11 protein-coding genes, 1 tRNA gene, 1 rRNA gene and 1 other RNA gene are annotated in these 12,982 nt (G+C 59.6%); 11 read left to right on the top strand and 3 right to left on the bottom strand.

Annotated elements, in window-relative coordinates; genetic code table 11:
* The first annotated feature begins 113 nt into the window (after window positions 1–113).
* The 5 genes from accD (at window position 114) to dnaX (ending at window position 4,700) form a co-directional block, all read left to right on the top strand.
* Window positions 114–962 (top strand): acetyl-CoA carboxylase, carboxyltransferase subunit beta, encoded by an 849-nt coding sequence (gene accD / locus Q0J85_RS08210; protein ID WP_294480199.1) that lies wholly within the window; start codon window positions 114–116, stop codon window positions 960–962.
* A gap of 42 nt (window positions 963–1,004) precedes the next feature.
* An RNA gene (ffs, locus tag Q0J85_RS08205) (signal recognition particle sRNA small type) lies at window positions 1,005–1,103 on the top strand.
* A 108-nt stretch (window positions 1,104–1,211) separates the two neighbouring features.
* Window positions 1,212–1,901 carry a DUF1559 domain-containing protein gene (locus tag Q0J85_RS08200; RefSeq protein WP_294480197.1) on the top strand — a complete coding sequence of 230 codons (690 nt, stop codon included), beginning with the start codon at window positions 1,212–1,214 and terminating at the stop codon, window positions 1,899–1,901.
* Window positions 1,902–2,090: 189 nt separating this feature from the next.
* The gene (rph, locus tag Q0J85_RS08195; RefSeq protein ID WP_294480195.1) at window positions 2,091–2,870 is read left to right on the top strand and encodes a ribonuclease PH; all 780 of its coding nucleotides are present in this window, start codon (window positions 2,091–2,093) and stop codon (window positions 2,868–2,870) included.
* A gap of 3 nt (window positions 2,871–2,873) precedes the next feature.
* On the top strand, window positions 2,874–4,700 hold the full coding sequence (gene dnaX, locus Q0J85_RS08190) for a DNA polymerase III subunit gamma/tau (RefSeq protein ID WP_294480193.1): 1,827 nt from the start codon (window positions 2,874–2,876) through the stop codon (window positions 4,698–4,700).
* A gap of 41 nt (window positions 4,701–4,741) precedes the next feature.
* Here the strand turns inward: dnaX and nadA are convergent, their stop codons facing one another.
* Window positions 4,742–5,644, bottom strand: a complete 903-nt coding sequence (nadA, locus tag Q0J85_RS08185; protein ID WP_294480191.1) for a quinolinate synthase NadA — start codon at window positions 5,642–5,644, stop codon at window positions 4,742–4,744.
* A 45-nt stretch (window positions 5,645–5,689) separates the two neighbouring features.
* On the bottom strand, window positions 5,690–6,637 hold the full coding sequence (locus Q0J85_RS08180; RefSeq protein WP_294480188.1) for a hypothetical protein: 948 nt from the start codon (window positions 6,635–6,637) through the stop codon (window positions 5,690–5,692).
* Between the two features lie 235 nt (window positions 6,638–6,872).
* Here Q0J85_RS08180 and Q0J85_RS08175 point away from each other — a divergent pair.
* The 4 genes from Q0J85_RS08175 to Q0J85_RS08160 all read left to right on the top strand — a co-directional run bounded on the left by Q0J85_RS08175 (window position 6,873) and on the right by Q0J85_RS08160 (window position 10,324).
* Window positions 6,873–6,948 (top strand) — tRNA-Gly (locus Q0J85_RS08175).
* Between the two features lie 97 nt (window positions 6,949–7,045).
* On the top strand, window positions 7,046–8,536 hold the full coding sequence (locus Q0J85_RS08170) for a hypothetical protein (RefSeq protein ID WP_294480186.1): 1,491 nt from the start codon (window positions 7,046–7,048) through the stop codon (window positions 8,534–8,536).
* A 1-nt stretch (window position 8,537) separates the two neighbouring features.
* Window positions 8,538–9,791 (top strand): phage terminase large subunit, encoded by a 1,254-nt coding sequence (locus Q0J85_RS08165; protein ID WP_294480184.1) that lies wholly within the window; start codon window positions 8,538–8,540, stop codon window positions 9,789–9,791.
* An 89-nt stretch (window positions 9,792–9,880) separates the two neighbouring features.
* Window positions 9,881–10,324: a hypothetical protein gene (locus Q0J85_RS08160; RefSeq protein WP_294480181.1), complete on the top strand. Its 444-nt coding sequence runs from the start codon at window positions 9,881–9,883 to the stop codon at window positions 10,322–10,324.
* Here the strand turns inward: Q0J85_RS08160 and Q0J85_RS08155 are convergent.
* The gene (locus Q0J85_RS08155; protein ID WP_294480177.1) at window positions 10,318–11,223 is read right to left on the bottom strand and encodes an AraC family transcriptional regulator; all 906 of its coding nucleotides are present in this window, start codon (window positions 11,221–11,223) and stop codon (window positions 10,318–10,320) included. The genes Q0J85_RS08160 and Q0J85_RS08155 overlap by 7 nt on opposite strands.
* Before the next feature lie 109 nt (window positions 11,224–11,332).
* On the opposite strand from Q0J85_RS08155, the gene Q0J85_RS08150 reads away from it, so the two are divergent.
* Both Q0J85_RS08150 and Q0J85_RS08145 read left to right on the top strand, forming a co-directional pair.
* Window positions 11,333–12,595, top strand: coding sequence for an FAD-dependent oxidoreductase (locus tag Q0J85_RS08150; RefSeq protein ID WP_294480172.1), 1,263 nt, complete (start codon window positions 11,333–11,335; stop codon window positions 12,593–12,595).
* 315 nt (window positions 12,596–12,910) lie between these two features.
* Window positions 12,911–12,982, top strand: a 16S ribosomal RNA gene (locus Q0J85_RS08145); the annotation flags it as partial.

Below are 12,982 nucleotides of genomic sequence, written 5' to 3'. Positions count from 1 at the left end.
GAAATTTCGCGGAGTGGGGGTATATTAAACCGATGGTACTTTTGGTTTTATCGGATTGCGGGCGTCGGAACCGGCCCGGAATGAGTTGCCCTTAACTGGAGTTGAAAACTTATATGTCATTATTCAGCAGCGGAAAGTATTCCACCTTGCGGATTCCCGCTCACGGAGAACGGAAAATGGTGATCCCGGACGGGTCGTGGGTGAAATGCAAAAGTTGCGGTCAGACCCTTTACACCGACCGGCTGGAGGACAATCTTCAGGTCTGCTGGTACTGCAACTGTCACTTGCCGATGAGCGCGCAGACGCGCATAAAAACGCTGACCGATCCGGAGAGTTTCGTCGAGATGGATGCGAATCTCCACAGCGTCGATCCGCTCGGTTTTGTGGACAGCAAGCCGTACGGGGCGCGCCTCGAGGAGAGCGTGAAGAAGACCGGACTCGGTGACGCGATCGTCTGCGGTTCGGCGACGCTCGGCGGGAAGCCGTTCAAGCTCGGTGTGATGGATTTCCGGTTCATGGGAGCTTCGATGGGTTCCGTGGTCGGCGAGAAGATCGCGCGTCTTGTGGAAGCCGCGACCGCGGCGAAAGAGCCGGTGGTGCTCGTTACCGCGTCGGGCGGTGCGCGTATGCAGGAGGGAATTTTGAGTCTCATGCAGATGGCCAAGACCTGCGGAGCGCTCGCGCGCCACAGCGAGGCGGGATTGCCTTACTTTGCGATTCTGACGAATCCGACCTACGGCGGGGTGACCGCGAGTTTCGCGGCGATCGGGGATGTGATTCTGGCCGAGCCGGGCGCGATGATCGGTTTCGCGGGGCCGCGCGTGATTCAGGAGACGACGAATTCAAAACTGCCGGAGGGATTCCAGACGGCGGAGTTTCTGCTCGACAAGGGGCTCATCGACCGTGTGGTTGAGCGTAAAAATCTGAAAAAAGAGCTCCAATTCCTGCTTGAAATTTTCTGAAAACAGGATATACTATAAAACACGATACGAATTTTGCCGCCGGGTTGGACCTCGTGCGTTGTCAAATGGGTATACCGAGTCAGGTGGGGAACCAAGCAGCTCAATACATGCTTTTGACAAGCCACGGGTCATCTGATCCGGCGGCTCTTTTTTTGTCTTTCGACTTGAATTGGCGTCTCTGCAATGTATATTGGAAAAGCATTGATCCATCTTTCGTAATCATTGCAAGGTCACAAGGAGGGAGGCGCGATGCTGAAATTGGGACAACGGGCGGGGTTGCTGCTGAAACAGCCGTGGTTATGGATCGTTCTGCTCGATCTGATCTGGCTGTTCCTCCTCTGGCCGCTTCTCGATTTTTCGCAGTATCTCTATCCGTTTCTGCCGGAGAACTGGTATGACCTCTGGGAGGAGTTTGCGGCTTTCCGGCTGTATGGATTTCTGGCCATCGGGTCGGGTTTTCTGGTACTTTCCTCGCTCGCAATCACCGTCTGGGCGCTGTTTTCCGGGAACGCGCGCGGGTGGAGGCAGGCGGAGATCGTATTCGGCTGTATCTGCCTTGTGCTTTTCACTTTCATCGCCGGAATGCCGCCGCTGGGGCGCGCCACGGAACGGGCTCGGCGTATCTCCTGCCGGAGCAATCTCAAGCAGATTGTTCTGGCTTTGTCCTGGTATGCCGACGAGAAGGGCGGCGCGTATCCTCCCGATCTGCAAACGCTCTCCGATACGGGCGTTCTGTCGGACGAGGCCATCTACCGCTGTCCGAGCCGGTGGCGCCCGAATCCGGAGTGGAGCGACTACGAATACTTCGGGCAGGGGCATCGTTCCGATGAAGCGCCGTTCCTCATTCTGCGCGACCTCGCCGGAAACCACCCCGGAGCTTATCGCAATCTCATTTACTCCGATCAAACCGTCTCCTCCGGGCGGGGCGAGAAGAAGTAACCCGTTTCGTCCGGCGGCGGAGGACGCCCGGCTTCGGTTCCGGGGCGCGAAAAAGCGCAGGTTTTTCCCGCGCGCCATTTGTAATAAGGCCGGAGAGAGCATATATTTATCGACGGCCCGGAATCGGAGAATCTGCCGGGCATTTCGGAATCATTCACCGTTTTTTTTGAGAGGGAGACTCTTTTACTTATGACACGCATCGACGGCCGCGCTCCGGATGAGCTTCGCAAGATCATCATTCACCCGAACTATCTCTCGCACCCGCTCTCCTCGGTTCTGATCGAGTGCGGCGGAACCCGGGTGATCTGCGCGGTCACGGTCGAAGCGAAGGTCCCGCCGTGGATGAAGACGCAGAAAGTTCCCGGCGGCTGGGTCACCTGCGAATACGGCATGCTCCCGGCGTCGACCCACGAGCGCATGCGACGCGAAGCCTCCGCCGGGAAACAGGGCGGACGCACGATGGAGATTCAACGGCTGATCGGCCGCTCGCTGCGCGCGGTGGTCGACCTGAACGAACTCGGCGAAAACACCGCCAGCATCGACTGTGACGTGATCGACGCCGACGGCGGCACCCGCACCGCGAGCATCACCGGGGCGGCGGTCGCACTTGGAATCGCGTGCCGCAGCGAATGGGGGCGTGCGAATTTTGCCGGCTGCCCGATGCGCGAGAACGTCGCGGCGATCAGCGTCGGAATCGTCGGCGGCGTTCCGATGCTCGATCTCTGCTACGAGGAGGACTCCTCCGCCGAGGTCGATATGAATGTGGTCATGACCGAGTCCGGCAAACTCGTCGAAGTGCAGGGCACCGCCGAGGGCGCGCCGTTCTCGCGGAAACAGCTCAATGAGCTCATCGACCTCGCCGAACACGGGTTGAAACGGATTTTCCGGATTCAGAACGAGGTGATCGCCTCCGTGTTTCCGCCGTTGACCGCGGCCGAGGCGACCGGCGATCTCTTCGGGGAGTTTTAAGCGATGAGCGAATATCAGGTAATCGCCCGGAAGTGGCGTCCGCAATGCTTCGCCGACGTGGTCGGGCAGGAGCATGTGGTGCGGACGCTCGAAAACGCGATCCGCAAACAGCGGACCGCGCATGCGTATCTTTTCGTCGGCCCGCGCGGCGTCGGCAAGACCACACTTGCGCGTATTTTCGCGAAGGCGATGAACTGTCTCGATCCGCAGGACGGCGAACCGTGCTGCAAATGCGCCTCCTGCCGCGCGATCATGGAGGAGAGCAGTCTCGACGTGATCGAGATCGACGCCGCCAGCCGCAACTCCGCCGCCGATATGCGCGAACTTGCCGAGGATGTCATGCACCAGCCGGTCGCGGGGCGTTACAAGATCTACATCATCGACGAAGTCCACATGCTGACCGCGCAGGCGTGGAACGCGCTGCTCAAAACCGTCGAGGAACCACCCGCCCACGTGAAGTTCATCTTCGCGACGACCGAAGTGCACAAGGTGCTGAAAACCATCATTTCGCGCTGTCAGAGATTCGATCTGCTGCCGATCCCGACCCGCCGGATCGCCGAACGGCTGCGGCTGATCGCGGATCGTGAGGGCGTCGCGATCAACGATGAGGCGATCAACGCCATCGCGCGCGCGGCCGAGGGCGGCATGCGCGACGCGCAGTCTCTGCTTGATCAGATGATCGCGTTTTTCGCGCAGGGGGATGGGAATGCGATTACGGGCGAACAGGTGCTTTCGCTCTTCGGGTTGACCGACCGCGCGGATCTCGATGCGATTCTGCTGGCGATGCTGCGCAACCAGCCCGGCGAAGTCGTGAAAGTCATCGCGAACCTGTCGAAGAAAGGGAAGAATCTGGAGACGCTCTTCGACGATCTGCTTGAAGCGCTGCGGGCGGTGCAGCTCTGCGGGATTCTTCCCGATCCGGGCGAAGTGCTGAACGAGGCGCCCGAGACGATCGAACACTACCGCAAGCTCGCGAAGATCGTCCGCCCTGATGCGCTGCAGATCCTGCTCGAAACCGTCGCTCCTGTCGGCCGTGTGCTGCATGATGCGCTCAATAAACAGGTTTATCTTGAGACGATTCTGCTCAAGGCGATGCGCGAGGCGCACGCCGTGCGGATCAACGACCTGCTCGCCCGGCTGAATCAGCTGCGCACCGCGGGCGAACTCAAGTTTCTGGAGCAGCTTCCGACCGAGATCAAACCCGCCGCTCCCGAAGTTGTGGTGATCGAGCGCCCTGCGGCCAAACCGGAAGTCGTTCCCGCTCCGACCCCCGCGCCGACAGCGGTGGTCGAACCCGCGCCCCAATCGGAATCCGCGGCCAAACCGGAGTCTGCGCCGGAAGTGGAACCGGTTACAGAACCCGCGCCGCCGCCGATGCCGCAACCGCAGCCGGAGTCGCAGCCGGAGTCGCAGCCGGAACCGGCCGCTGAACCGGAGTCTGCGCCGCAGCCCGAGCCCGAGCCCGAGCCTGTGCCCGAATCAGAACCCGAACCAGAACCAGAACAGGAGTCAGAGCCGGAGTCGGAACCGGAACCCGTTCTGGATGTTGAAGAGGCCGCTTCCGCGCCGGAATCGGAACCGGAAATCATGCAGGGGTTCGATGCTTCAACCGGGGAGGCGGTGCAGATTCCGCTTGAAATGCCGCAGCTTCCCGCCGAAAATGAAGCGGAAAAACTTGCGCCGGAGACGAAGCCGGGTCGTCGCAAACGGCGCAGCATTGCGAATGACAACCCGAAAGCGCTCGAAGATGCGCTCCAGGATCCGATCGTGCACGAGATCGTCGATCTTTTCGGCGGCAAAGTCGTGGATATTCACCGTCCGGAGCCGTAATCCGGCTCCGGGATCGGACGCGCGGTGTGCGCGTTTTTTTTTCAGGAACGCGCGATCATCGCCTCAATCGGTTTGACGGCCTCACGCAGGATCTCTTCCGGGAGCTCGATGCGCGGGGCCATGTTTTTCAGGCAGTCGCGGACGTTCTCGAGTGTGATTTTCTTCATGTCCGGGCAGATCATCTCCGGCTGGAGCGGGTAGAACTCCTTGCCCGGATTCTCCTTGCGCAGCCGGTGCAGAATGCCCGATTCGGTGCCGATGATAAACGCCTTGTCGAACGATTCCCGGACGAATTTCAGGATGCCGCCCGTGCTGAGCGCCTCATCCGCCGCGGCCACGACTTCCGGGGCGCATTCGGGATGGACGAGCACTTTCGCGCCCGGGTGAGCCGCGCGCGCCTCGGCGATCATTTCCGGCGTAACGTGGTCGTGCGTCGGGCAGCAGCCGGGCCAGAGATCCATTTTGCGGTCGAGCTTGCGGTTCATATTGCCGCCGAGGTTGCGGTCCGGCAGGAAGAGGATCTCCTGATTTTCCGGCAGTTCGGCGATGATTTTCTCGGCGTTGCCGGAGGTGCAGCAGAGATCGACGTGTGCTTTCACATCGGCGGTGGTATTCACATAAGCGACGAGAAACGCCTCCGGGTGCGCGGCGCGGTAGGCCGCGACCGCGTCCGCTGCCGCCATGTCCGCCATCGGACAGCCCGCGTCGGGATTCGGCAGCAGCACGACGGAGTCGGGCGAGAGCAGTTTCGCGGTTTCGGCCATGAAACGGACGCCGCAGAAGACGATCGTTTCAGCTTTCACGTTCTTCGCCTTGATCGAGAGCTCCAGAGAGTCTCCGGTGAAGTCCGCGATCTCCTGCAGTTCGGGACGCACATAATTGTGGGCGAGAATGACCGCGTTGCGTTCGGCCTTGAGCTGTTTGATTTCTTCGATCAGATTCATCGGTAAACTCCTGATGTCGTTGAATGTTGAAAGGAAAATCCCCGCTTATTCCGGGGAGAAGCAGCGGCTGCACCGCCAGAACGTCGTTCCGTCGGGCAGTTCCACGAGCAGATCCGATCCGTAATGGTCGGAGCAGTTCTGCACGATTGCATGGATGCCGCTGTGTTCAAGCGCGAAGATGTCGTTGTCGGCAGCGAGTCGGATTCGGACGAGCGCATAGCGGCCGCTGGCGAGATGAACGTTCAGAGCCTCCCGCAGTTCGGCCGGGTCGGAAAATTCGGCCTTGCTGCCGATGCGGACCGGCTGATCCTGAGCGAAGTCGAGCGTGAGAATCGCATTCGGAGCATAATCCGGTTTCACGTGCGAATGTTCCGCCTGACAGTAGACGCCGGGACGTGCGGCACCGCGGTTGAAAGGCCGGAATTTTTCGCCGCTCTCCACCGGCTGTACGGCCTCGACGAAAGCGGTTGCGGCGCTCCAGTCGGCGTCATCGTCGAGCGGTTCGACCGCGATGGCTGTACCGTCGAACTCCGCACCGGGAACGAGCCACGGCGAGGGGGCGGCGTTGATCTCGAACTGCCGCGCTTTCAAATCCGCGAGCAGGGCCGCCCGTCCGGCTTCGTCCAGGCGCGCACGGAAAAAAGCCCATCCCGGTTCGGGTTCGGCGACCGGAATCATCGACCAGAGTTCGCCGGAGTGCGTGAGCACGAGCAGACGTGCCGGCTGCCGCTGTCGCTCGAAAAGAGTGCTGCACTCGTCGTTCAGCCCGGTGAGTTCGCGGAACGGTGTCCGCATCACGCGCGGAGTTCCGATTGCGAGCGAGTCGCTGTAGTCGCAGACCGGAATGACCAGCGCCTCGGACTCCCCGCCGAGTTGATATGCGAGTGCGCGGGAGGCTTTCCCTGACAGCGCGGGACCGGTCGGGAAAAGCGAACATCCGGCGGCCAGCAGAGTGACGGCGAGCGCGGCGGACAGCGGTTTCAGAACTCTCATGACTTTCCAGCTTTCGGTATTGACAAATCGACACGTTATTAACATAATATGAAAAAGGTTTTTTTGCAAACTGGGAAACGATTCTATCGGCAGCGCCCCCGGGATAACGGGCCGGGTGAAAGCCGGGGAGAGGGGCGCGAATCGTCCCCGTCCGGAAATTTTTGAAAAAATTACAGTTGCGAACTTGCATTTTTCAGAAGCGGTAATATATTTAAAAACATCGAAAACGGAAAATGCGAGTGTAGCTCAGTTGGTAGAGCATCACGTTGCCAACGTGATTGTCGCCGGTTCGATTCCGGTCACTCGCTCCATTTTTTTTGTCTTCCTGAATTTCCCTGAACGCCGGTTTTGAGCGGAAAAGTTGACATTTCCCCTGCAGTTGTGATTCATTACGCACGGAGGTGAAACATGATTGCAGAGAATCTTTACCACGCGAATCTGAAAATCACGGGCGACGGCCTCGTCACACTTGAGAGCGCCTGGAATCTCGCTCTCGCCGAGCCCGCACAGACGGCCGGGCAGCTGCTCGAGGAGGCGCGCACATGGGCGGGCGCGATCGGCGACCCGTTCCGGGTGCCGCTGCCCGACGGCTCGTATGAGTTTTCCGATCGGCTGACCGTCACGGCCATCGAGTTCAAGCCGGTCAACGCCGGGGTCTGCCGCGTCATCTATTCCGGCACGGGATTCGCCGCCGCGGAAGCGGGGGAAGAGGGCGGGATTCTGCTTCAGCCCGTCGCAGTCGGCGAGACGGTCGACAGCCGCGATCTCGATGGCGCGCTCGAGCGCCGCCGGCGTTTCCGCCTGCCTCCCGGCGCGGATGATTCCCTCATTCCAAGACCGGGAGGCGTACTCGAATGGGAGGGCGGAGCTTTCGTCTGCACCGTCTGCACCGTGACCGATTCGGGAGTGGCGGGCTGCGAGTTTGAAGTGACCGCCCGCGAGGTGACGACCTTTCAGCTCGGTCTCACGGAACACGGCGTCGACGAAGACGGGTTTGAAACCCGTCGCGCCGTCTGGTTCGTGAGCTCCGAAGCGTTTGAAGAGTTTCTCGCCGCCCATCCGGTCGGCGGCGCGGAGACGTGGGCGGGCGACAAATTTCTTCTTCTCTCCGCCGACTCAAAACCGTTCGGCAAGGCCGGTTACGAGGTGACGCTGGTCGCGCGGAAAGTCGAAACCCGATGTCTCTCGAAAATCCGTTCCGAATCGTTTGCCGGCATGACGGCGGCGGGAATCATCCGCCGGAAGATCGTCTGGAACGCTCGATGGCGGGTCGCCGCCGGAGATCTTCCCGCGTTCTTCGGATTGACCGGAACCACTCCCGCCGACTGGCCGGAGGCGAACTGCCTGATCACCGATGTCACTCCGAAACAGCTTTCCGCAATGGAGTACGAGGTCGGGATCGAGGTTCAGCACCGCAACAATCCGGGGCTTGCCGCACGGTATTCCAACGACGACCGTTCGGATTTGCCGAACCGCTATGATCTGACCGTGGATATGGCGGATTTTCATCTTTTCGCGACGATGGCGGGGTATCAGAAGCTGCCGGACGGCAAATATCAGCCCATTACGAACTGGAATTGCATGTACAACTGTCCGTTTCAGGTTTCCGGCTGGCTGCCTGCGAACATGGTTGACGTCACGTTCCGCTGTCTTGTGATCACCATCAGCACCTACGAGGCGGGCGATATCAAATCCCGGATCGAGGCTCTTGCGAATTGGGCGATGCACCGCGTGACCAACGAGGCGATCGGAGGCATTTCCGGCTCGTATCTGAAACTTCGCCAGACCTGTCGTGAAGTGTTCAGCGATTCGGGAGAACTCTATACCCGCATCACGCGCAGTTATCAACGGGCTCCCGGGGATTATGTCTGGAACTACAATTACTGGGACGCGCAATGATATGGCAACTCCCTTTCACAAAACCCCGGCGCAACGGCGGGCGCTGCAGCTGCTCGGCGGCGGCAGTCGTTATGTTCTGCTGTTCGGCGGGTCCCGGTCCGGAAAGACGTTTATCCTCGTTTATGCGCTGCTCGTGCGGGCGCTGCGAGCGCCGGGGAGTCGTCACGCGATTCTGCGCCTCCACTCGAACGCGGTCCGGCAGTCGGTGCAGATGGACACGCTGCCGAAAGTGGTGCAGCTGGCTTTTCCGCAGCTTCGGCTCCGGGAGTCCGCGCGCGATCAACTCGTTCGGCTGCCGAACCGTTCGGAAATCTGGTTCGGAGGACTCGATGCGGGGGAGCGGGCCGACAAGATTCTCGGCAAGGAGTTCAGCACGATCTATTTCAACGAGTGTTCCGAGATCGGTTATGAGGCGGTCAATACGGCGTTGACGCGGCTTGCGCAGAAGACTCCGCTCGTAAACAAGGCCTATTTCGACTGCAACCCCTCCGGAAAATCGCACTGGAGCTATCGATTGTTCATGGAGAAGATCGATCCGGAGTCGAATCTGCCGGTCGCCTTTCCGGCGCACTATGCGTCGATGTTGCTGAATCCGGCGGAGAATGCGGAAAATCTCCCTGCAGGATATCTGGAGGAGACCCTTGCCGGACTCCCGGACCGGCAGCGGGCCCGCTTTCTCGAGGGGGCGTGGCTCGACGACATTGCCGGCGCTCTCTGGTCTCCGCAGTTGATCGACCGGAATCGCGTGACTGTCGTTCCGGAACTTGAGCGGATCGTCGTCGGTGTCGATCCGGCCGTGACCGGGAACGCCTCGAGTGATTGTACCGGGATCGTCACGGTCGGGCGCTCGAGAGACAACCACTTTTATGTTCTCTCGGACGCCAGCTGCAAAGGGCGTCCGCTCGAGTGGGCTGCGGTTGTGAATGCCGAGTATGAACGCTTTCAGGCCGATCGCGTCGTCGGCGAAGTGAACAACGGCGGGGAACTTGTTGAAACGGTTCTCCGTCAGGTCAACTGGAATCTGAGTTACCGTGCCGTGCGCGCCACGCGCGGGAAAATCGCAAGAGCCGAACCTGTCGCGGCGCTTTATGAACAGGGCCGGGTGCACCATGTCGGCCGTTTCCCGGCGCTTGAGGAGGAGATGACCGGATTCACCGCGTCGAGCCGGGAAAGCCCGGACCGGCTCGATGCGCTGGTCTGGGCGATCACCATGCTCGGCGCCCGGAACAACGTCTCCCGGCTGATTCCCGCCTGATTTCCCCGCTGCAGGCTGGCAATTTTCGGCAGACCGGTGTACAGTATTTGAAAGCAACGGGATCGCGAGACCGGGGGAGGGGTCGTCGGATGAAGTTTTTTTTCTGCATTCTGTCACTTCTGGGGTTGTGGCACTATCTGCAGGTGACGGACCTGCCGGCGCTGCTGCGCGGAAGCCTTGCATGGAGCGAATTCAGTTCCCGGATGCAGCTTTCGGAGATGCCGCTTCCGTTGCCGGTCATGTGCATAGCTCTGTTTGTCGTGCCGCCGTTCTTCTTCCTGTCCTGCCTGGTTGCGAATTGTGTGCGTCTTTCCCGACCGGTGCGGAAACGGCTGTTTATCGCCGCTTGTGTTGCAGGAGCTCTTTTCCTGCCGCTGCTGTTGAGATGCTGTCCGCCGATTCCGCGCGACATTTGTGTGCTGCTGGTGCTGTGGGCGATTTCGCTCTGGTTCGAGCGGAAAGAGCCGACCGCAATGAATCCGCCTGCGGCAGAAGCCGGCGGCAGTCCGCGGAATGATGGCGCAAATCATTGATGGCACAACTGTTCCGCCTGTTGCTTTACGACGGGCATTTTCTCCCGGTGTTTCCGGAATTCTCCCGGTGAGATGCCGCACTCTCGTGAAAATTCGCGGTTGAAATAGAACTCGTTGCGGAATCCGACCGCCGCGGCGACCTCTTTGAGCGGCATTCCGGTTGATTCGAGCAGATTGCGCGCACGGCGGATGCGTTCCTGCCGCAGCAACGCGTGAAACGGCTTTCCGAAATGGTACTTGACGACATGACAGCAGTGCGAGGCGGAGAGATGCATCGCCGCGGCGAGTTCAGCCAGTCCGACGTTTTCATGCGCATGCTCTTCGAGAAAGCGGCGGATCTGACTGCTCTGTCCCTGCGGCGTTCCGGCGCGGTTTCTGCAGAGATCGGCGTAGTACAGGATTCCCTGTCCTAGTATTTGCAGTTCGAGAGCGAGTTCCTCACTGAGCTGGCCGTCGGGGGAGGGAAGTGTGTCGAACACACTTCTCAACTCCGGAGTCAAGTCGTCCGGCGGAGACGCTCCGGGTGTCCGGAAAACGCCGGCATAGAGCAGCAGCACGGGAGAGCCGTTGCGTTCGAGCGGCACAACCAGTTCCGTCACTCCTTTCCAGCAATGGTGCAGAAACGGCTTGCGTAATCTGTCGCCCGCGGCCTCCGCTCTGAGCATGCACTCCTCGTGGCAGCGCCGATTCCAGCCGGGAAGTTCAAACCGCCCGGACAGACAGTAAGGATGCGTGTGCATGCCGCGGTCCGGGAAGAACGGACGTCCATCCTCGCGACATAGAATGCCGCGGCAATCGTGGAGAGTCAGGTGAATTCCGCGCCGTTTTTCCACAGCCCTGAGTCCCTCCCGGAGCATTTTCCCCGGGGAATCGGGGTCGATAATCGGAAAGTTTATCATAATATTCCGTTGTAAAGCAATTTTCTATAAAGATACAGCTTTTTTGTGCATTTTCAAATGGATCATATTTTGGTATACTATATTCCGGAATTCGGGAGGATTTGAAATCATGAAAGATTATGATGTGATCGTGGTCGGCGGCGGTCCCGCCGGAGTCGGAGCCGCATACACAGCAGCCGGTTGCGGGGCGAAAACTCTGCTGCTCGAACGTGCCGGACGACTGGGAGGAACCGCGGTTCAGTCGGTGGTCGGGCCGCTGATGGGTGGAGTTGAAAGTCTGGTCGTAGACACTGTCCTGAAGCGTCTTGGCGGACATTGCATTGATTTCCGGCGCGTGGATGTGGAGCTCTACGACCTGCTTCGCGAGCGCGGTGTGGAAATTCTGCTCCATGCCCCGGTCAGCGGAGTGCTGACTGCCGGAAATCGGGTACAGGGAGTTGAGGCGGAGTGCCGCGAGGGGAAACGCGCATTCCATGCCCGCTGCGTGATCGACTGCACAGGGGATGGCGAAGTCGCATTCCGGGCGGGAGTTCCGTTTGAGATCGGGCGCGATGGGGATGGGCTCATGCAGCCGGTCAGCATCATGTATCTGATTGCGGGGGTCGATCCTGCCCGGCGGTTTACCTGCGGCTCCGAGCAGGAGGCGCGCGTGGTAAAGGTGAACGGACGCACCTGGGAGGAGGTCGTGCTGGAGGCGCAGGCGGCCGGCCGGCTGCCTGAGACGGTCAGTGTGGTGCGCCTTTATGCGGCGGTGCGGGACGATGAAAACATCATCAATGCGACTCAGGTGAATTACATCGACGGATGTTCATCGGCAGATTTGACGCGGGCGGAGATTGAGGGGCGTCGGCAGGCGTTTCAGATCGTCGACTTCCTGCGGGAGTCGCTGCCGGGTTACGAAAACGCATTTCTGTCGCAGATGCCGGCGGCGGTGGGGGTGCGTGAGACCCGTCGCTTTGTCGGGGTAGCGCGATTGGAGAAAGCCGATTGCATCGCGGGGCGTGTTTTCGATGACGCAGTGGTGCATCGGGCCTGTTTTTCGATTGACATTCACAATCCGGCGGGAGGGGGGCAGGCGGCGGGTCGTGACGAGCACGAAGTCGGAACGGCGGAACGTGCAAAGCCTTATGACATACCATACGGGGTGCTTATCCCGCGTCGGATCGATGGCCTGCTGTTTGCCGGCCGCTGCATCAGTGCATCGCACGAGGCGTTGGCGAGTTGCCGGGTCATGTGCATTGCCATGGCGCTGGGGGCCGGGGGCGGGGCAGCCGCCGCTTATGCGGCGAAACACGGCTGTGAGTTGAGAACCGTCCCGGTTTCGGAGATTCAACCACTGCTGTTTCAACGAAAATCTTCGGAAAAGTTGTAAAAAAGTTTGATTTTGAGCTTGAAAAGTTCCTGGATGGGGGTTATGTTAAGAATCTGTTGCGTCCCGAATGAGACGCGGTTGATGAAAAAAACAGGATTGAGCCGGTTGAAAAATTTTTAAAGAAATTTTGCGAACCGGGCTTGCAAAAACAGCAAACGCTGATATATTAAAATCCTGTTGCGTCCCTCATGGGATGAGGCTGATTGAAAATTGAATCGTGCGATGTAACTCGTAAAATTTTTTTGAGATTACATGTAGATTTCTACAGAAGAATCACAAAGTCATCATCAGATATCTCTGATAAGAATTTATTTTTTTACGGAGAGTTTGATCCTGGCTCAGAACGAACGCTGGCGGCATGGATTAGGCATGCAAGTTGAACGAACC

The organism is uncultured Victivallis sp., assembly GCA_944389935.1.
GTDB lineage: Bacteria > Verrucomicrobiota > Lentisphaeria > Victivallales > Victivallaceae > Victivallis.
Note: the sequence above shows the minus strand (reverse complement) of the source record. Positions and strands in the feature narration are given on the sequence as shown.

Excerpts from the sequence above, each read along its gene's own strand:
- dnaX (WP_294480193.1), top strand. The coding sequence starts at position 2,874 with ATGAGCGAATATCAGGTAATCGCCCGGAAGTGGCGTCCGCAATGCTTC.
- Q0J85_RS08155 (WP_294480177.1), bottom strand. The coding sequence starts at position 11,223 with ATGATAAACTTTCCGATTATCGACCCCGATTCCCCGGGGAAAATGCTC.
- Q0J85_RS08200 (WP_294480197.1), top strand. The coding sequence starts at position 1,212 with ATGCTGAAATTGGGACAACGGGCGGGGTTGCTGCTGAAACAGCCGTGG.
- accD (WP_294480199.1), top strand. The coding sequence starts at position 114 with ATGTCATTATTCAGCAGCGGAAAGTATTCCACCTTGCGGATTCCCGCT.
- Q0J85_RS08150 (WP_294480172.1), top strand. The coding sequence starts at position 11,333 with ATGAAAGATTATGATGTGATCGTGGTCGGCGGCGGTCCCGCCGGAGTC.
- Q0J85_RS08165 (WP_294480184.1), top strand. The coding sequence starts at position 8,538 with ATGGCAACTCCCTTTCACAAAACCCCGGCGCAACGGCGGGCGCTGCAG.
- Q0J85_RS08180 (WP_294480188.1), bottom strand. The coding sequence starts at position 6,637 with ATGAGAGTTCTGAAACCGCTGTCCGCCGCGCTCGCCGTCACTCTGCTG.
- Q0J85_RS08160 (WP_294480181.1), top strand. The coding sequence starts at position 9,881 with ATGAAGTTTTTTTTCTGCATTCTGTCACTTCTGGGGTTGTGGCACTAT.
- rph (WP_294480195.1), top strand. The coding sequence starts at position 2,091 with ATGACACGCATCGACGGCCGCGCTCCGGATGAGCTTCGCAAGATCATC.
- Q0J85_RS08170 (WP_294480186.1), top strand. The coding sequence starts at position 7,046 with ATGATTGCAGAGAATCTTTACCACGCGAATCTGAAAATCACGGGCGAC.
- nadA (WP_294480191.1), bottom strand. The coding sequence starts at position 5,644 with ATGAATCTGATCGAAGAAATCAAACAGCTCAAGGCCGAACGCAACGCG.